Annotated in this window: 16 protein-coding genes and 1 riboswitch; of the genes, 7 read left to right on the plus strand and 9 right to left on the minus strand. The window is 49.5% G+C overall.

What is annotated here, in order from left to right:
- Window positions 1-520: 520 nt before the first annotated feature.
- The 3 genes from hemG to BZG81_RS09420 all read right to left on the minus strand — a co-directional run bounded on the left by hemG (window position 521) and on the right by BZG81_RS09420 (window position 3,242).
- Window positions 521-1,057: a menaquinone-dependent protoporphyrinogen IX dehydrogenase gene (hemG, locus tag BZG81_RS09410; RefSeq protein WP_025744923.1), complete on the minus strand. Its 537-nt coding sequence runs from the start codon at window positions 1,055-1,057 to the stop codon at window positions 521-523.
- 18 nt (window positions 1,058-1,075) lie between these two features.
- Window positions 1,076-2,533, minus strand: a complete 1,458-nt coding sequence (locus BZG81_RS09415) for a TrkH family potassium uptake protein (RefSeq protein ID WP_077647278.1) — start codon at window positions 2,531-2,533, stop codon at window positions 1,076-1,078.
- Between the two features lie 85 nt (window positions 2,534-2,618).
- Window positions 2,619-3,242 (minus strand): YigZ family protein, encoded by a 624-nt coding sequence (locus BZG81_RS09420; RefSeq protein WP_025744921.1) that lies wholly within the window; start codon window positions 3,240-3,242, stop codon window positions 2,619-2,621.
- 216 nt (window positions 3,243-3,458) lie between these two features.
- On the opposite strand from BZG81_RS09420, the gene fadB reads away from it, so the two are divergent.
- The 3 genes from fadB to acuI all read left to right on the plus strand — a co-directional run bounded on the left by fadB (window position 3,459) and on the right by acuI (window position 7,968).
- Window positions 3,459-5,639 (plus strand): fatty acid oxidation complex subunit alpha FadB, encoded by a 2,181-nt coding sequence (fadB, locus tag BZG81_RS09425; protein WP_077677231.1) that lies wholly within the window; start codon window positions 3,459-3,461, stop codon window positions 5,637-5,639.
- A 16-nt stretch (window positions 5,640-5,655) separates the two neighbouring features.
- The gene (gene fadA / locus BZG81_RS09430) at window positions 5,656-6,819 is read left to right on the plus strand and encodes an acetyl-CoA C-acyltransferase FadA (protein ID WP_077677232.1); all 1,164 of its coding nucleotides are present in this window, start codon (window positions 5,656-5,658) and stop codon (window positions 6,817-6,819) included.
- A 156-nt stretch (window positions 6,820-6,975) separates the two neighbouring features.
- Entirely contained in the window at window positions 6,976-7,968 is a 993-nt protein-coding gene (gene acuI / locus BZG81_RS09435; protein ID WP_077677233.1) for an acrylyl-CoA reductase (NADPH), read from the plus strand.
- Between the two features lie 171 nt (window positions 7,969-8,139).
- Here acuI and BZG81_RS09440 read toward each other — a convergent pair whose 3' ends face one another.
- Entirely contained in the window at window positions 8,140-8,343 is a 204-nt protein-coding gene (locus BZG81_RS09440; RefSeq protein WP_025744548.1) for a hypothetical protein, read from the minus strand.
- 122 nt (window positions 8,344-8,465) lie between these two features.
- On the opposite strand from BZG81_RS09440, the gene tusA reads away from it, so the two are divergent.
- Window positions 8,466-8,714, plus strand: coding sequence for a sulfurtransferase TusA (gene tusA / locus BZG81_RS09445; RefSeq protein ID WP_077461800.1), 249 nt, complete (start codon window positions 8,466-8,468; stop codon window positions 8,712-8,714).
- A gap of 35 nt (window positions 8,715-8,749) precedes the next feature.
- Here tusA and BZG81_RS09450 read toward each other — a convergent pair whose 3' ends face one another.
- Window positions 8,750-9,310: a TMEM165/GDT1 family protein gene (locus tag BZG81_RS09450; protein WP_077461799.1), complete on the minus strand. Its 561-nt coding sequence runs from the start codon at window positions 9,308-9,310 to the stop codon at window positions 8,750-8,752.
- A gap of 92 nt (window positions 9,311-9,402) precedes the next feature.
- Window positions 9,403-9,512: riboswitch (yybP-ykoY riboswitch) on the minus strand.
- A gap of 174 nt (window positions 9,513-9,686) precedes the next feature.
- On the opposite strand from BZG81_RS09450, the gene glyQ reads away from it, so the two are divergent.
- From glyQ to BZG81_RS09465, 3 genes are all read left to right on the plus strand, one after another.
- A complete protein-coding gene (gene glyQ / locus BZG81_RS09455; RefSeq protein WP_025673809.1) occupies window positions 9,687-10,598 on the plus strand; it encodes a glycine--tRNA ligase subunit alpha in 912 nt (303 codons plus the stop codon).
- 9 nt (window positions 10,599-10,607) lie between these two features.
- Window positions 10,608-12,677, plus strand: a complete 2,070-nt coding sequence (gene glyS, locus BZG81_RS09460) for a glycine--tRNA ligase subunit beta (RefSeq protein WP_077677234.1) — start codon at window positions 10,608-10,610, stop codon at window positions 12,675-12,677.
- 382 nt (window positions 12,678-13,059) lie between these two features.
- Complete coding sequence (locus tag BZG81_RS09465) at window positions 13,060-14,313, plus strand: valine--pyruvate transaminase (RefSeq protein ID WP_077461797.1); 1,254 nt, start codon at window positions 13,060-13,062, stop codon at window positions 14,311-14,313.
- Window positions 14,314-14,572: 259 nt separating this feature from the next.
- Here BZG81_RS09465 and BZG81_RS09470 read toward each other — a convergent pair whose 3' ends face one another.
- The 4 genes from BZG81_RS09470 to dnaN form a co-directional block, all read right to left on the minus strand.
- A complete protein-coding gene (locus tag BZG81_RS09470) occupies window positions 14,573-15,013 on the minus strand; it encodes an Hsp20 family protein (protein ID WP_025744545.1) in 441 nt (146 codons plus the stop codon).
- Window positions 15,014-15,261: 248 nt separating this feature from the next.
- Window positions 15,262-17,679 carry a DNA topoisomerase (ATP-hydrolyzing) subunit B gene (gene gyrB, locus BZG81_RS09475; protein WP_077576845.1) on the minus strand — a complete coding sequence of 806 codons (2,418 nt, stop codon included), beginning with the start codon at window positions 17,677-17,679 and terminating at the stop codon, window positions 15,262-15,264.
- Window positions 17,680-17,697: 18 nt separating this feature from the next.
- Window positions 17,698-18,777 (minus strand): DNA replication/repair protein RecF, encoded by a 1,080-nt coding sequence (recF, locus tag BZG81_RS09480; protein WP_077647285.1) that lies wholly within the window; start codon window positions 18,775-18,777, stop codon window positions 17,698-17,700.
- Between the two features lie 3 nt (window positions 18,778-18,780).
- Entirely contained in the window at window positions 18,781-19,881 is a 1,101-nt protein-coding gene (gene dnaN, locus BZG81_RS09485; RefSeq protein ID WP_025744543.1) for a DNA polymerase III subunit beta, read from the minus strand.

Below are 19,881 nucleotides of genomic sequence, written 5' to 3' on the forward strand. Positions count from 1 at the left end.
ACAAACGAATTGACTGTGCTCTTGTTGGCATCCACTTTTAAAAAAGTGAAATCAAAACAGCTCAAGGCTGTACCAACATGAATTGGTCACTCAGTTCATCGAATAAATCTTTTTGTCTATTCTCAACGAGTGCCCACACAGATTGCATAGGTCAAATTGTTAAAGAGCGTTGACTGTACGAAGCTGCGCTTCGCCTGGTCAGGGCTGCGTATCTTACGCGCCTTACCGTTAAAGTCAAGAAGAAATTTTATCTTTTATTTTCAACCCTCAGGCTGGAAACAAAACCTCTTTTTGACTCCCCTAACGCTTGGCGTTAAGTGGACGGCTATCTTAATCTTTTAAAAACTCACGTCAAGCGTTTATTTTTATTTGATTTTTTACTTCAACATGGCGCTGAGCGCTTGCCCTGTGTGCCGTGTCGATGGAGGCGCATTATAGAGAAGTTGATCGCCTTAGCAAGAGGGAAAAGCGACTTTTTTTGCAAAAAGCCGCCGTTCGGTCAAAGAACCAGCGCTATGGGCTAAAACTGAGCAAATTGATCAGTAAATGCTTTCACTTTTTGCCAATCGGTATATTCCACTTCCTTACTCGTATCCGTCTCGCCGCCGGTAATATGCATAATCAAGCGAATCATCATACGATCGAACCATTTATAGCGCGGATAGTAGAGGGCCCCGGCGAACACGCCATGCAACTGAGGCGTCCATGGCGACTTTTCTAGAAACTTACGACTATAGGCGCTCGTTTCTGCGGTATCTTTACCAGGTTTACGCGCGGTTAAATTGACACTAAAAAAGCCCGCTTTCACTCGGTTTAGCTGTTCGCTGTGCGTATCGATAAATTGATAGAGCTTTTTATTGAAGTGGCCATAACGAATCGATGCTCCGATTAACACCCGATCATATTGGGTAAGATCGAGTGTTGGCACTTGATGGAGATCGCTCACGTCACACTGCGCACGTTCTCCAAGCTGACTCTCTATATAATGTAGAATCTTCTTAGTTTGCCCTTCCCGACTTGAGTGTAACAGCAGCACTTTCTGCGTTGCGTTGCTCATTGCTTCTCCTTCCCCTGTTTAGCTACGCCAAAAAGTGGGGGTAAATAAAACCAGTAATGTGAATATCTCTAAACGACCAAACAGCATCGCCAGGATCAGTACCCATTTCGCTGTGTCATTAATATCACCAAAGTGAGCAGCCACTTCGCCCAAGCCTGGGCCGAGATTATTGAGTGTGGCCGCCACAGCCGAAAAAGCGGTCAGCTCTTCGATGCCGGTTGCAATTAACGCAAGCATACAGATCACAAAGACCAACGCATAGGCGGAGAAAAATCCCCATACCGCGTCGACGACTTGTTGACGTAAGGCTTTGTTGCCCACCTTAATCGTATACACTGCACGGGGATGGACTAAGCGCTTAAGCTCGCGCGTACCTTGTAGTGAAAGCAATAAGATACGAATGACTTTCATCCCCCCACCTGTTGAGCCTGCACACCCGCCGATAAAGGAAGTGAATAACAAGAGAACAGGTAAAAACAGCGGCCAATGAGCAAATGTCGTCGTGGTATAGCCTGCGGTGGTTGAAATAGATACCGACTGAAATAATGCTTGAGTGAAAGTTTCAGCGGAACTGTCATAGACTTGATGGCCACTAAGCATGGTGAAGACGACCAGCCATAGTAGAAGTTGAATAAGTAAAAACGCGCGAAATTCGGGATCACGTAAATAAAACTTTAGATTGAGCCCGTTATTAGCAAATGCCGCAAAGTGAAGCGAAAAGTTGCAAGCAGATATCAACAAGAAGACCACGGTGATCAGGTTTACGGCCGTACTGTCAAAGTGACCGATACTTGCGTCATGGGTTGAAAAACCGCCAATTGCAACGGTTGAAAAGCTATGCCCAATCGCATCAAACGCTGACATACCGGCCAACCAATAGGCTAACGCGCAGCTGACCGTCAGTGTCAGATAAATGTACCAAAGGACTTTCGCGGTTTCGGCTATCCTGGGCGTCATTTTGGTATCTTTGACCGGCCCTGGGATCTCTGCACGATAAAGCTGCATGCCCCCGATGCCAAGTACGGGAAGAATCGCCACCGCTAAGACGATAATCCCCATTCCGCCCAGCCATTGAAGCAGCTGGCGGTAAAATAAAATGGCCTTGGGCAACTCATCCAGACCAACAATCACGGTCGCCCCTGTCGTCGTTAACCCCGAAAAGGACTCAAAAAACGCCTCACTGACCGATAAATCAGGCTGTTCCGACAACATCAGCGGCACAGAGCCTGCGCTGCCGATCACCGTCCAGAACAGCACGACAATTAAAAAGCCATCGCGCGCTTTGAGTTCATGCCGGTAATCACGGTTTGGAAACCAAAGCAATCCCCCCCCCGCCAGCAGTAAGAAAAATGTCAATACAAACGGGAGCCCAGCACCGTCACGGTAAATAAAAGCCACCAGCGCAGGGGCGAGCATGGTAATGCTGAACAGGGCCAGTAGAAGTCCGACGATGCGGGTAATGGAACGAAATTGCATAGCCTGACGTGGCCCTCTTATCAGCGACAGCCTTTTACTGCCGTCTCATCGTTACACGTAAAGCAGGCTAAATGCCTGACGTTAATTATTGATGTTCTGTCGAGCAAGCTTGTGCCTGCCCACGAGTTTGATTTTTTAGCGCATCAAGAAAACCTTCGATGAATCGCGCATCAATACGGACAGCTAGCTGCACATTATGACTGAACGCAGCATCAAGCTGAATGCCATGGTACTGCTTTAGTAGCGCCTCGATAGTATCAATGTGAGCATATTCACAGCTTATTGTGTAAGGAACCGTGACAGCAACCTCACGCGTTGTTAATAAGCTTAGCGCTTGTTGCACACTGGTACCGTATGCTTTCACTAAGCCCCCGGTACCCAGTTTGATCCCACCGAAATAACGGACAACCACCGCACAGACCTCTCCGACTTTTGCGCCCGACAGTTGCGCAAGCATTGGTTTACCTGCGGTTCCTGCGGGCTCGCCATCGTCACCACAGCCCCATTGTACCGATGATTCGGGTCTTCCCGCGACGAAGGCCCAACAATGATGGCGCGCATCAGGGTAAGCGTTGCGTAAAGATTGAATAAACTGCTTCGCGTCTGCCTCACCCGGTGTGTGAGCAAGATAGGTGATAAATCGGCTCTTTTTTATTTCAAGCTCGTGCCTGACAGTCTCTGCAGGAACCGCATAAGGCGTGATCGGCATAATGATATAATCCTTCAGTTTCTACCTTGCACTTTATCATATCTCCGCTTCTTCTACAGGGACGCCCATGCAGTAAAAACAATCCACACCACATATTTTAAACATTCGTTTAACTTTTGGTTGTCATTTATTATAACAATGATCCACACTAGAGCTCATCTGGTCTAACCAGAATAGTATTCAACCAGGATGGTACGGCCAACGTGGAGAAAAACCATGATCTACCAAGGAGATAACCTTTCAGTTCGTGCATTGGAAAACGGCATTGTAGAACTGACACTGGACAGCCAGGGTTCTGTCAACAAACTGGATCTGTCGACGCTAGAAAGCTTAGACCGAGCCCTCGACGCCTTAGCAGGCCGAGAAGATGTAAAGGGGCTCATGCTCACATCTGCAAAGTCGGCCTTTATTGTCGGCGCCGATATCACCGAGTTTCTCGGTTTATTTGCCAAGCCCGACCAAGAGCTCTCTGATTGGGTGTCGCGCGCGAACGCAATCTTCAATCGTTTAGAAGATCTCCCCTATCCAACGATCAGCGCCGTCAACGGCCATGCCTTAGGGGGCGGCTGCGAGTGTATTCTTTCTACCGATTTACGTGTTGCAAGCTCTGACGCACGGATTGGTCTCCCCGAAACCAAACTGGGTATTATGCCTGGGTTTGGTGGCACCGTGCGCTTACCGCGTTTAGTGGGTGCCGATACGGCGATGGAAATTATCACTGCAGGTAAAGAAAAACGCGCAGCAGCAGCGCTCAAAGAAGGATTAGTGGATGCCGTCGTTGAAGTAGATAACCTTCGTGACGCGGCAATCAATATGCTCACTGAAGCCATCAATGAAAAAATTGATTGGCAAGGCCGTCGTCAGCAGAAAAAACAACCATTGGGGCTAAACCGCACAGAAGCCGCCATGAGTTTTACTATGGCTAAAGGCATGGTGGCTCAGGTAGCCGGTAAGCACTATCCAGCGCCCATGACTGCCGTGACGGCCATTGAAGAGGCGGCCGGCATGACACGCGATGAGGCACTCAAGGTCGAAAATCGCTATTTCGTCAAACTGGCAAAAACCGACGTTGCTCAAGCCTTAGTCGGGATTTTCCTCAATGATCAAGTGATCAAAGGCAAGGCGAAAAAAGCCGCTAAACAAGGGAAAGATACCCAGCGTGGTGCCGTTCTAGGTGCAGGTATTATGGGCGGCGGCATCGCCTACCAATCGGCCCTAAAAGGCGTGCCTGTGATGATGAAAGACATTGCACAAGCATCGCTAGATTTGGGCATGAAAGAGGCCACCAAGCTACTCAATAAGCAACTCGAACGCGGTCGTATCGATGGCTTTAAAATGGGCCAAGTGCTGTCGTCAATCACCCCAAGTCTACACTATGCCGGCATTGAACATAGCGATGTAGTTGTTGAGGCTGTGGTAGAGAACCCTAAAATCAAAGCCAGTGTTCTCAAAGAGGTAGAAGAGCAAGTGAGTGCGGATGCGGTAATTGCATCGAATACCTCCACCATTCCTATCAATACGTTGGCCAAGTCAATGGCGCGCCCAGAAAACTTCTGTGGCATGCATTTCTTTAACCCCGTCCACCGCATGCCGTTGGTCGAGGTGATCCGAGGCGAAAAGACCTCCGATGAAACCATTGCCCGTGTGGTTGCCTATGCAGCGAAAATGGGCAAATCACCGGTTGTTGTCAATGACTGTCCCGGGTTTTTCGTCAACCGCGTACTCTTCCCCTATTTCCATGCCTTTAGCCTTCTTCTTCGTGACGGTGTGGATTTCCAACGCATCGATAAGATTATGGAGAAGCAATTTGGCTGGCCAATGGGCCCTGCCTACTTACTCGACGTGGTTGGTATCGATACCGCGCACCACGCGCAAGCGGTTATGGCAGAAGGCTTTCCTGATCGCATGAGTAAATCTGGTCGTGATGCGATTGATGTGATGTTCGACGCCGAGCGTTTCGGTCAAAAGAACGGCAAGGGTTTCTATCGCTACTCTATCGATAAAAAAGGGAAGCCGAAAAAAGAAGCTGATGAGGCCGTACCTGGGTTACTTGGCTCCGTGATCGAGGGGAATCAGTCAGATATCAGTGATGAAGATATAATTGCTCGTATGATGGTGCCGATGGTCAATGAAGTGGCACGTTGTCTCGAAGAAAACATTATCGCCTCTCCTGCTGAAGCAGATATCGCCTTGGTCTATGGCATTGGTTTTCCACCATTCCGCGGTGGTGCTTTCCGTTATGTTGATACTCTGGGTGTTGATCACTATGTCGCAATGGCAGACAAATTCTCTGATCTTGGCGCCTTGTATCATGTCCCAACGGATATGAAACGTCGTGCGGGCGACAAACAGGCTTACTTTGATGTGACCCCGGTCAACGCACCGCAATCAGCCTAAGGTTAAGGAGAGAACAATGAACAATGTAGTGATCGTTGACTGTATTCGTACACCAATGGGCCGCTCTAAAGGCGGTGTATTTCGCAATGTACGCGCGGAGGACTTATCGGCGCACTTGATGAAATCCTTACTGACTCGCAACCCAGCAGTCGAAAGCAGCGCAATTGAAGATATTTATTGGGGCTGTGTCCAGCAAACGCTAGAACAAGGCTTTAATATTGCGCGTAATGCCGCTTTATTAGCGGGGATCCCACACTCCGTTGGTGCTACCACCGTCAACCGCCTGTGTGGTTCGTCGATGCAAGCGCTACACGATGCAGCGCGTGCAATCATGGTTGGCGATGGTGACACCTTCATGATTGGGGGCGTGGAGCATATGGGACACGTGCCGATGAACCATGGCGTCGACTTCCATCCTGGTTTGTCTAAATCGGTTGCAAAAGCAGCAGGTATGATGGGGCTTACTGCAGAAATGCTTGGTCGTATGCATGGTATTAGCCGCCAAATGCAAGACGAGTTTGCTGCTCGCTCTCATGCGCGTGCTCACGCAGCCACGGTAGAAGGGCGTTTTAGACAAGAGATAGCCCCTATCGAAGGCCATGATGCCAACGGTCTACTGACTCTGGTTGAAGATGATGAGGTGATTCGTCCAGAAACCACGGTTGAAAGCTTGGCCAACCTGCGCCCCGCCTTTGACCCTGTTACGGGCACAGTGACGGCGGGTACTTCATCGGCGCTATCAGATGGCGCATCAGCAATGCTAGTGATGAGCGAAGAAAAAGCCAAATCACTCGGGCTCCCTATTCGAGCACACATTCGTGCGATGAGCGTTGCCGGCTGTGATCCATCAATTATGGGTTATGGCCCAGTGCCAGCCACCCAAAAAGCACTGAAACGCGCTGGATTGAGTATCGATGATATTGATCTTGTGGAGCTGAACGAAGCATTTGCCGCGCAATCACTACCTTGCGTCAAAGATCTCGGCCTGATGGATAAAGTCGATGAAAAGGTCAATCTCAATGGCGGCGCCATTGCCTTGGGTCACCCATTAGGCTGTTCAGGTGCACGCATCTCGACCACCTTGTTGCATCAAATGGAGCGTCAAGATGCCACCTTAGGGTTGGCAACCATGTGTATTGGTTTGGGTCAAGGGATTGCCACCGTGTTCGAACGCGTGTAATGCCTTCTTCGTGACGATAAAAGAGCGGTGTTTACCGCTCTTTTTTTTGGGTTGCGTCTAACGGCGTTCAATCGCATAGTGATTGATATAACGCAAGTGGTCGATTATTCGCTCGGCCTAGTATGGCCGCTCACTTATTCCAACCGGGAGAATGCCATGTTTAACGCGCTTGTCCTCGAACAACACGAAAAACAAACCCTCGCCAACATCACCGCCTTAGCAGAGAGTGATCTCCCTGACGGCAATGTTACCGTCGATATTGACTATAGTTCACTCAATTACAAAGATGGCCTCGCCATTTCCGGCAAAGGGAAAATTGTGCGCCAATTTCCGATGGTGCCAGGTATTGATTTTGCTGGCACGGTTGCAGACAGCCAGCACCCAGACTATCAACCTGGAGATAAAGTGGTGCTGACCGGCTGGGGCGTCGGTGAAGGCCACTGGGGTGGCATGGCTGAGAAAGCGCGCGTTAACGGTGATTGGTTAGTCCCCTTAGCCGAAGGACTGACTGAACAACAAGCCATGATGGTCGGCACCGCTGGGTTGACTGCCATGTTATGCGTACAAGCCTTGATTGATGGCGGCGTTAAGCCAGAAGACGGCAAAGTATTAGTCACGGGCGCCAGTGGTGGCGTAGGCTCTGTCGCCGTCACCTTATTACATGCTCTAGGTTATCGCGTCAGTGCTGTCACTGGCCGCCTAGACGCAAACCAAACCTGGCTTGAACAGCTTGGTGCCGATGATGTTTTACCGCGCGACGCATTTAGCGCCCCTGGGCGCCCGCTTGATAAACAACACTGGGCTGGTGCAGTTGATACCGTCGGCAGTCAAATGCTCGCCAACGTGCTGTCACAAATTCAGTATGGTGGTACGGTCGCTGCATGTGGCCTTGCCGGTGGCTTTGACCTCCCTGCCACCGTCATGCCATTTATTTTGCGGAATGTACGCTTGCAAGGAGTGGACTCTGTCTCTTGCCCGAGACCACAACGGCTCGCCGCATGGCAGTCACTCACCAAGCTGTTACCCGCACGCTACTTTGAACAAGCGTGCCACACTATCGCCCTGGCCCAGACGCCAGCGTACGCCGATAAAATCATCAATGGCGAAATAAAAGGCCGCGTGGTGATTGATATCACCAAGCAAGACTAACCATAAACGCAAGATTCATCATATGACACAAGGTCAATACTCAGCGAGATATTGGCCTTGTTTCCGTTACTGGTTTTCTCTGAATAACAGGCAAAAAAAATCCCGCTCTGAAAGCGGGGAAGCCCAAGAAAACTAGGGAGTGAGAGTGAGTGTCGCTGTTGAGTGAGTTAGCTAGCCTTGCGAAGAATCTGTTGGCTGAACGGTCAATGTTTCCATCAACAACCCCAGCGCAGACACCAGCAATGCTAAAGTCGTTAATAGAGCGTGACCCTGACTATGCGCTAAGTCTAAAAAAGCAAGGGCGCTCAATCCTGTATAAGCCAATACACGGTAGCCATAAGTAAAACCAAATTGTTGCTCGTTTACTTTTCTCATGCTACTCGCCATTAGTTAACGACTTGTTAATTAATTTACACAATAACTTTACAATCACAACCCTATTTGAATAATTCTGACTCGTAAGTATGATCAGGTCGACATTTTTTGAGGACACCGACATGACGACGCTTTTTAACCATGCTGATCATCAGCTTGATGCTTTAGGGTTGCGCTGCCCTGAACCTGTAATGATGGTACGTAAGCGTATCCGCCATATGGATGACGGTCAGACCTTGCTTATCACCGCTGATGATCCCTCTACGACACGAGATATTCCGAGTTTTTGTCGCTTTATGGACCATACCCTGGTCGCTGCCCAAACAGAGACCGTGCCGTTTCAATTTTTGATCAAAAAAGGGCTGGCATAATGCCAACCCTTATACCAATTCATCATTGTCCTGCGTTAACTCAGTAGATACCAGGTATCGAGTACAGCCAATGCCGCAAACATGGCCGCGGCAAGCGCGCGTACCACCGCAAATGGCACATGGCGCTGAATCTTATCGCCGGCTAAAACCACGGGAACATTGGCTAACAGCATCCCAATGGTAGAACCAATCACCACAATCCACAGTGCATCATTAAACTGTGCCCCCAGTGCCGTGGTCGCCAATTGGGTTTTATCCCCTATTTCAGCGACAAAAAAGGCGGTAAAACTGGCCCAAAATGCACTCTTTCCCTGTATGCCTTCATCCTCAAGCTTATCTGGGATCAGCATCCAAACCGCCATCACACTAAAACTGATAATCAAAATGACGTGTAAAACGGTGTCTGTTAGAACGTCTGCGGCCACCACACCAAGCCATGCGGCTATTGCATGGTTAACCAAAGTGGCTAATAGAATGGCACTGACAATCACCGCGGGTTTTCGAAACCGGGTCGCCAACGCCAAAGATAGTAACTGGGTTTTATCCCCTATTTCCGCCAAGGTGACGGTGGAAATAGAAATAGCAAGAACGCTCATGACAATGCTCATCTGGGGCAGGGCTTATTATGATTCAACCACGACAACACACACGCCCCACCCCGGTTCGTGCGATTGTCGTTGGTCTCGTCAAGCCCAGAGCACCATAAAGGTGGGCTTGCAATCACCATGAAGATTTTGCTTCAACTATGTTGATGATTGCCCCACTGACTGTGCAGTGGTCGACTACTCCCCAAGACGGCGCTAGTTTACGATTTGAACAATCATTTGGCAACGTCTATTCATCCATATTACCGCTGTATCGATAAGTCGGTTAAAGACGCACAAAAATCCGCCAGCCCCCTACTGCTTGAGCGCGCTGCGAGTTATAATTGCCAGCTATTTTCTCCATTCATCAACTCGCGCGAACCTGACAATGCATAAATTCGATATCAAAACCTTTCAGGGTATGATCCTCGCGCTGCAGGATTATTGGGCCCAGCAAGGCTGTACCATTGTTCAGCCGCTAGACATGGAAGTGGGGGCGGGAACCTCCCACCCGATGACATGCTTGCGTGCCCTTGGACCAGAACCGATCGCAGCGGCTTACGTTCAACCTTCTCGTCGTCCTACCGATGGGCGTTATGGTGAGAACCCGAACCGTCTGCAGCACTACTACCAGTTTCAAACCATCCTGAAACCGTCACCCGATAACATTCAAGAGCTGTATTTAGGCTCGCTGCGTGTGCTGGGTATTGATCCCGAAGTCCACGACATTCGCTTTGTCGAAGATAACTGGGAAAACCCAACGCTTGGCGCTTGGGGCCTAGGCTGGGAAGTGTGGCTTAACGGAATGGAAATTACCCAGTTTACCTACTTCCAGCAAGTCGGTGGTCTGGAGTGCAAACCCGTTACCGGCGAAATCACTTATGGTATCGAGCGCCTGGCCATGTACATCCAAGAAGTCGACTCTGTCTATGACTTAATCTGGACTGATGGTCCGTTTGGCAAAGTGACCTACGGCGATATTTTCCATCAAAACGAGGTGGAGCAGTCGACCTACAACTTTGAACATGCTGATGTTGACTTTCTGTTCCGCTACTTTGATCAGTGCGAAGCCGAAAGTACCAAGCTCTTGGATCTCGAGCAGCCGCTCCCCTTGCCTGCTTATGAGCAGATCCTAAAGGCTGGTCATGCGTTTAACCTACTGGATGCGCGAAAAGCCATCTCAGTGACTGAACGCCAACGCTATATTTTACGCATTCGTACCCTGACTAAGCGGGTTGCTGAGGCGTACTATGCATCACGCGAAGCACTGGGCTTCCCCATGTGCCGCCACACTCAATAAGGGAGCATCATGGCAACGCAAAATTTCCTGATAGAGCTAGGTACGGAAGAGCTACCCCCGACAGCATTGCGCACACTGGCTGAAGCCTTCGCAAGTCAGTTTGAAGCGCAACTAAAAGACGCTGACCTGAGCCACCAAGGTGTTACTTGGTATGCATCACCTCGCCGGCTGGCGTTAAAAGTGGCCGCTTTGAGCGATCGCCAACCCGATAAGGTCGTAGAAAAACGCGGACCCGCGGTCAGCGCTGCTTTTGACGCCGACGGCAATCCCACCAAAGCCGCCATGGGTTGGGCACGCGGTAATGGTATTGATGTCAGCGAAGCTGAACGCTTAAAAACCGATAAAGGTGAGTGGCTGCTTTATCGTCAACACGTTCCTGGCCAAGCCATTGACACTTTGCTGCCCGTGCTAGCCGATAACGCGCTAAACAAGTTGCCTATTCCTAAACCCATGCGCTGGGGTGATAAAGACACCCAGTTTATCCGCCCGGTGAAAACCTTGGTAATGCTATACGGGGAAACCTTAATTGAAGGCACGATTTTGGGCGTGGCGTCCGACCGTGTTATTCGTGGTCACCGCTTCATGGGTGAGCCGAATTTAACCCTGGCTCACGCCGATCACTACCCTGAGCGTCTCGAACGGGAAGGCAAAGTGATGGCGGATTATGAAAAGCGTAAGGCATTGATTATTAGAGATGCCAAAGCAGCCGCGGACGCAGTGGGCGGAATGGCTGAGCTGGATGAAGACTTGGTCGAAGAAGTCACCTCATTGGTAGAATGGCCGGTAGTACTGACCGCCTCTTTCGAGAACAAATATCTCAAAGTACCGTCTGAAGCGCTGGTGTACACCATGAAAGGCGATCAAAAGTACTTTCCAGTGTATGACGCCAACGGCGAGCTACTGCCTAAGTTTATCTTTGTTTCTAACATTGAATCGAAAGATCCGACACAGGTTATCTCAGGGAACGAAAAAGTCGTACGCCCTCGCCTCGCGGATGCGGAGTTCTTCTTTGATACTGATCGCAAACGCCCATTGATTGATCGCCTGCCAGAGCTTGATAGCGCGGTATTCCAAAAACAATTAGGTACCATTAAAGATAAAACCGACCGCATTACTGCACTTGCAGGACAGATTGCAGAGCGTATCGGTGCCGATAAAGCACACACCGAGCGCGCTGGCCAACTGGCAAAGTGTGACTTAATGACCTCAATGGTGTTTGAGTTTACCGAAACGCAAGGCGTGATGGGCATGCACTACGCACGTCATGATGGTGAACCAGAAGCGGTTGCGCTGGCACTGAACGAGCAATATTGGCCGCGCTTTGCCGGTGATAAGCTACCTACGACGCCAGTATCGTCAGCCGTTGCAATGGCCGACAAAATGGATACCATCGTCGGTATCTTTGGTATTGGCCAAGCACCAAAAGGGAGTGATCCATTCGCCCTACGCCGTGCTGCTCTCGGTGTGCTACGTATTATCGTTGAAAACGGCTATCAGCTGGATTTAGTCGACCTCATTCGCGACGCCAAAGCCCAATACGATGATCGCCTCACCCATAAAGAAGTAGAGACCGAGGTCTTAGACTTTATGCTAGGTCGTTTCCGCAGCTGGTATCAAGATATGGGCTATAGCGTCGATATTATCCAAGCGGTATTAGCGCGCCGTCCAACCAAGCCTGCCGATTTCGATAGCCGTGTGAAAGCCGTTTCTCATTTCCGTAGCTTGGACGAAGCAGAAGCCTTGGCCGCCGCCAACAAACGTGTTGGCAATATCCTTGCGAAGTACGACGGCGAGCTGCCCAGCACAGTCGATAGCAGCTTACTACAAGAAGACGCTGAAAAAGCACTGGCGGATGTAGTGGCAGAAAAAGTCGCTGCGGTTAAGCCTTTGTTTGCTGACAGCGATTATCAAGGCGCGTTGACCGAACTGGCGCAATTGCGCACGCCGGTTGATACCTTCTTTGATAATGTGATGGTCATGGCCGATGACCCAGCACTGAAGGCCAACCGTTTAGCGATGCTTCACCTTATCCGTGAGCAGTTCCTCAACGTGGCAGATATCTCTGTTCTACAGAAGTAATTATCAGCAATACACGACTCAGCCCCGCCATTGCGCGGGGCTTTTTTAAGCTATTTAAACGCCCACGCCCCTCTTCGCTACTCACTCTCATCTTCTTAGCGACCAACTCACACCCTCCTCATTGGTTCTTAACCTCAATGATGCTAATCCCCCTGTTTGTCGGCCTAAAACGAGTTGGTTTCACGTGAAACACGCGGCTTGTTATCCCTTTCAGCGGCTTTTCTCCCGAGAGTGTACCGATAACGTAACAACCCCCCGTCAACCATGCCAATTAGTGACGAAGAGATAACAAACTTATCAGACTTTCTTTTAGACAATAGATTGTTGTATGTTGATGGCAGCTTAACCAAAACAATGACATAAATATTTGAAGGCAGTAATCATGGAAGTCACTCACTTTGGCGAGAAACTCGCTAACCACTCGGGTATCACCCAGTTAATGGACGATTTGAATGATGGCTTACGTAATCCAGATGCGATTATGCTCGGTGGCGGTAACCCCGCTGCGATACCGGAAATGCTCGATTACTTCAAAACACTGAGCCAATCGATGCTGGATGATGGTAGCCTCGTCCATGCCATGGCCAACTATGATGGCCCACAAGGTAAGTCGGCATTACTGAATGCCCTCGCCGAGCTTCTAAATAAGACCTATGGGTGGCAGCTTTCCAGTAAAAACATCATGCTCACCAACGGTAGTCAAAGTGCGTTCTTTTATCTGTTTAACCTTTTAGCGGGACGTTATTCAGACGGCAGCCATAAAAAGATTTTACTCCCTTTGGCGCCTGAATATATTGGCTATGGCGATGCAGGGATCAGCGACGATATCTTTGTTAGCTACCAACCTGACATTGAGTTAATGGATAATCGACAGTTTAAATATCATGTCGACTTTAGTCGCTTAACCATTGATGACAGCATTGGTGCTATCTGTGCCTCTCGGCCGACCAACCCAACCGGTAATGTGCTCACTGATAGCGAGATCCAGCAGCTTGATAAACTCGCTCGCGAGCATAACATTCCATTGATTATCGATAACGCCTACGGTACGCCGTTCCCTGATATTATCTTTGAAGATGTTGCCCCGTTTTGGAACGACAATACTATTCTTTGCTCTAGCCTCAGCAAGCTAGGGTTACCCGGGGTGCGTTGCGGGATCGTGATCGCCAACGAAGATGTCATCCAAGCCATGTCAAATATCAACGGCATCGTTAGCCTATCGCCAAACAGTGTCGGACCGGCAATGGCGCTGGCGATGATTGAACGAGGTGACTTGTTGCGATTAAGCAAAGAGGTCGTTCGCCCCTTCTACCAACAAAAATCACAGCGCACACTTCGTATGGTGTTGGACACTATTAATGATGAGCGTGTTCGCGTGCATAAACCCGAGGGGGCCATCTTTTTGTGGCTGTGGTTTGAAGACTTACCCATTTCTACCCAAACACTGTACCAACGACTAAAAGCCCGTGGTGTACTGGTGGTGCCAGGCGAATATTTCTTTATTGGTGTGGAAAGCGAGGATTGGCCTCATGCGAGACAATGTATTCGCATGAACTACGTCCAAGACGACGATACCATGCAACGAGGCATAGAGATTATTGGCGAAGAAGTCATCCGTGCCTACCAAGAGGGCTAACACTGTTTCACGTGGAACACTTACCGAGCTCCTTCTTTACTGTTTCACGTGAAACATTGGCTCAGGCTTAGTTCGAACCAACGTAACAATCTGGCAAGTCATCCATCTTTATCATCGACAAGCCAGGTTCCTGCAATGATAAGCAGACTGAAAGCAACCAACATGCATAAATGAAGGGCAGCGTTAGCTGCCCTCTTCGTTACGATTAACTTATTGCTTGGAGTCGCTGCGCCGCTAAACCTTCATGTCGCTGCCGCGCTTATTCTGCGTTTTCTAGCATGCGGTTACCGCCTATTTCGATACGGCGAGGTTTTTCTTCTTCAGGCACCTCACGAACCAGATCAATATGCAGCATGCCGTTTTCCATTTCCGCCCCCATCACTTTAATATGATCGTCGAGGTGGAACTTGCGTTCGAAGTCTCGTTCAGCAATGCCCTGGTATAAGAACTTAGTGTTCTGGTTTCGTTCGGCTTTTTTGCCGGCGACCGTCAGGCTATTTTTTTGCTGAGTGATATCGACTTCATCTTGCCCGAATCCAGCAACGGCCATCGTGATACGGTATTGGTTCTCCTTACTTTGCTCAATGTTGTAAGGAGGGAACCCACCCGCATTATTAGTGTTACTGTTCTCGACCAAGTCGAACAAACGGTCAAAGCCAATCGCAGTACGATAGAGTGGAGAGAAATCAAAATTACGCATAATCTTACCCTTCCTATGAAGCAATAAAATTCAACTAACGGCTTTCCGTTTCGGACAAGCCCCCGGCGACCCAATGGCATCGCCTCATTACTCTATATAGGGTTGCGCCAATTGATTTCAATGGCTGATTTTAAAATTTTTTCTGTATGTAATCAGTCATACCTTGAGCATCATATTGCATATGTATAATTATTAAAAAGGCCAGCAATACTGCTGGCCTTAATAGAGACAACTAACGGATCAGTAGTTTACACGTCGAGGTTTTCCACTTTCAGCGCGTTGTTTTCAATAAAGGCCCGACGAGGCTCAACTTGATCACCCATCAAGGTGGTAAACAGCTCATCTGCCGCAACCGCATCGTGGATAGTCACCTGCATCATACGGCGCCCTTCAGGATCCATGGTGGTCTCCCAAAGTTGATCAGGATTCATCTCCCCCAAACCTTTATAACGCTGACGCGAGACACCACGCATGGATTCTTTAACCAACCAGTTTAGCGCCTGCTCAAAGGTCTCCACTTTTTGGGTCCGTTCCCCACGCTTCACGTAAGCACCCTCGTCAAGTAGCTGATCGAGTGTTTCCGATAAGCTCGCAATACGCCCATATTCTTTCGAATTCAGGAAGTCATAGCTGACCTGGTACTTGTAATCAACACCATGGGTTCGCACCACCAACTCAGGTACCCAAACTTGATGATCTTCATCAAAGCGACAAGACGCTTTATAGTGGCTTTCACCGGTCGATTTGCGATTAAGGATGTCGACAATGTTCTCAACCCACTTCTTCGCGGCCCATTCGTCACGAAGTTCCTCGACCGCTAAACGCGGTTGGTACAGTAGCTCATTCAGCAATGCCGCAGGATAACGACGCTTCATACGCTGAATCAGTTTAAGCACACCATTGTACTCTTTGACCAGCTTTTCAAGCGATTCACCATGCATCGCTGGCGCATCAGGGTTCACAAATAATGAGGCATTTTCCAGTGCCAGCGCGACCTGATATTGCTCCATCGCTTCATCGTCTTTGATGTACTGCTCTTGCTTACCCTTCTTCACTTTATAAAGGGGTGGCTGAGCGATGTAAATATAACCACGCTCAATCAACTCAGGCATTTGACGATAGAAGAAGGTTAATAACAAGGTACGAATGTGAGAGCCATCAACGTCAGCATCCGTCATGATAATGATGCTGTGGTAGCGTAACTTATCGGGGTTGTACTCTTCGCGACCAATCCCACAGCCCATGGCGGTGATCAGAGTCGCCACTTCTTGCGACGATAACATCTTATCAAAACGGGCTTTTTCCACGTTTAAGATCTTACCTTTAAGCGGCAATATCGCTTGGTTTTTGCGATTACGCCCTTGTTTCGCTGAGCCACCGGCTGAGTCACCCTCCACAATGTAGAGCTCAGACAGGGCGGGATCTTTTTCTTGGCAGTCGGCCAATTTACCAGGCAAGCCAGCTAAGTCCAGTGCCCCTTTACGACGTGTCATTTCACGCGCTTTACGCGCTGCATCACGTGCACGTGCGGCATCAATAATCTTGGAGCACACCACTTTGGCATCGGCTGGATGTTCAATTAAAAAGTCAGACAAGTGGCTGCTCATCGCCGACTCAACCGCCGATTTCACTTCCGATGACACCAGTTTGTCTTTGGTTTGGCTCGAAAACTTAGGATCAGGGACTTTGACCGATACCACCGCCGTCAAACCTTCACGGGCATCATCGCCAGACGTCGCTGCTTTAGCTTTTTTCGAGTAGCCTTCTTTGTCCATAAAGCTGTTTAAGGTTCGCGTCAGTGCACCGCGGAACCCAGCCAAATGCGTACCACCGTCGCGCTGTGGAATATTGTTGGTAAAACAGTAGATGTTCTCTTGGTAACCATCATTCCACTGCATTGAGACTTCGACGCTAACGCCATCATCACGCATATGTTCAAAATGGAACACCGATGGATGAATCGCGGTTTTCTTTTTATTCAAATGCTCAACGAACGCACGGATACCGCCTTCATATTTAAAGTGATCCGATTTGTCTTCCTCGCGCTCGTCAATCAATCGAATCGACACACCCGAGTTAAGGAAAGACAATTCACGTAAGCGCTTGGCGAGGATCTCGTAGTTGAAGTGAATATCCGTGAAGGTTTCTTCACTCGGCCAAAAACGAATGCGGGTACCGGTTTGATCGGTTTCGCCCAGTTGAACCAAGGGACCCAGTGGCTCACCATGAGAAAAATTGAGTTGGTGGGCATAACCGTTACGCCAAATTGTCAATTCAAGCTTTTCTGACAGTGCGTTAACCACAGAGACACCGACACCGTGTAGGCCGCCCGACACTTTATACGAGTTATCATCAAATTTACCCCCGGCGTGCAGCACGGTCATGATAACTTGAGCAGCTGAAACACCCTCTTCTTCGTGAATATCGACAGGGATACCACGACCGTCGTCGCGGACCGACACAGAGCCGTCTTCGTGAATGGTGGTCACGATATCGTTACAATGTCCGGCCAGTGCTTCATCGATCGAGTTATCGACCACCTCAAACACCATATGGTGTAGGCCGGTACCGTCGTCGGTGTCGCCGATATACATTCCCGGACGCTTACGGACGGCATCCAAGCCCTTCAGTACCTTGATACTCGATGAATCGTATTCGTTGGACATTGAGTTACTCTCGCTTATTTATCCTGCGTTAATTTTGCCATGTTCCACATGAAACATCTTACTATTTTCGTCGCAAATTTCCGCGACTTGATCGGCACTAATGGCGCTGACAAAAACCTGCGCCCCGATCCGGGTCAATTCACTGGCGAGCAGTGCCCGGCGGCGGCTGTCTAATTCTGAGGCAAAGTCATCGATCAGGTAAATACAGGCGATGCCTTGCTCTTCGCTATATAGCTGTCCTTGTGCAAGCCGAAGCGCACAAACCATCAATTTTAGTTGCCCTCGAGAGAGCACATCATCGACCGGGGTACCGGCCACCTTGATGCGTAAATCGGCTTTGTGTGGTCCAGACACCGTGTAGCCCATTTGCTGATCGCGTTCGAAGTTAGTCGCCAACAAAGCCTGGTAATCTGCACCGCGCTCCCAGCCTTGGGAGAACCGAAACTGAATCGAGAACTCGGGTAAAAATGCCTGGCATAACGCCGTTGCGCGCTCGGCCACAGCATTAACATAAGCTTGTCGCCAAACACTAATTTGCTCGGCCAAGCTAGCAAGTTCTGCATCCCACACTTGTATATCACGGTAATTGCGCGCAGTTTTAAGCGCGGCGTTCCGTTGCTTGGTGAGCCGCTTGACCCGCGTCCACGCTTCAAAAAAACCGGGTTGGGAATGAAACACCCCCCAGTCAATATACGCACGGCGAAATTTAGGACCATCTGTTAATAGCTCAAACCCTTCAGGGGTAATCAGCTGCAAGGGCAAGACTTTGGCCAGTGCCACTAGCTTTTGCCCTTTTTCTTGACCTATTTTAACATCGGCACTGCCGTCTCGGCGCTTTTGAATGCCGACCGGAAGCAAGATCCCATCTTGCGTTTTCACCCGGCCATGGACCGTTAAGCTCGGTTGTTGATGACGGATCACACGGCTGTTCAGTGCGCTGCGAAATGAGCGCCCGTGGCCAAGAAAATGAATCGCCTCCAAGACACTGGTTTTTCCACTGCCGTTGGGGCCAATTAAAAAGTTAAAGCCTGACGACAGTTCGATATCGCAGGCTTCAATATTTCTGAAGTCATGAATGACCAGTCGAGTGAGCGCCATAATCTAGAGGCGAATGGGCATCACGACATACATGGCATCATCGCGATCACAGTCCTCAATCAAAGTACTGCCGACCGCGTCTGTCATTGAAAAACGGACAGTGTTACAGCGCAAAACGTTGAGCACATCTAAAACATAACTGACGTTAAAACCAATCTCGATGGCCTCGCCTTGATAATTCACTTCCAAAAATTCTTCGGCTTCTTCTTGCTCGGGGTTATTGGCAGAGATGCGCAGCTCACTGCCATCAATATTCATCCGAACACCACGGAATTTCTCGTTCGACAGCACCGCGGCTAACGACAAGGCTTGCTTGAGCTCCGCGCAATTAACCTCAAGTGTCCGAGACGTCGATTGCGGCAGCACTCGGCGATAGTCAGGAAATCGTCCATCGACTAACTTCGAAGTAAAGGTCACGTTGCCGACTACCGCACGAATATTGGAAGCACCAATCTGAATATTGACCGGGTTCTCACTATCATCCAACAAACGCGCTAGCTCACTGACGCCTTTACGCGGCACAATCACTTGTTGCGCTGGCGCGCTTTCATCCATGGTCAGGTGGCACACTGCCATACGGTGACCATCGGTCCCTACCGTACGTAGCGTTTGTCCATCGGTTTCGAACAGCAAGCCATTGAGATAATACCGCACATCTTGGTTTGCCATTGAAAACTGAGTCGCATCAATCAGGTGATTCAGTTTATTTTGTGGCAGCTGCAGGCTTACATCCGCTTGCCAATCATCGATGTTGGGATAATCGCTAGCCGGCAAGGTGGACAAGGTGAACCGGCTTCGACCCGCTCGCACCACGACACGATCACCTTCTTGAGCAACCGTAATACGGGCTTCACTGTTCAAGCCTTTGATAATATCCATGAACTTACGCGAGGGAACCGTTATCGCCCCATCTTGATGCTCTCCCTCCAACGGTGCCGTTGCATTAAGCTCCACCTCCATATCAGTGGCGGTGAGCTTAAGTTGCTGCTCGGCGACTTCAATCAGAAGATTGCTTAAGATCGGTAAGGTACTGCGCCCACCTAAAGCCCCAGAAACTTGTTGCAGCGGTTGAAGTAGCTGCTCACGCGTAAGAATAAATTTCAT

It is taken from the genome of Salinivibrio sp. MA607 (genome assembly GCF_001996245.1).
Lineage (GTDB): Bacteria > Pseudomonadota > Gammaproteobacteria > Enterobacterales > Vibrionaceae > Salinivibrio > Salinivibrio costicola.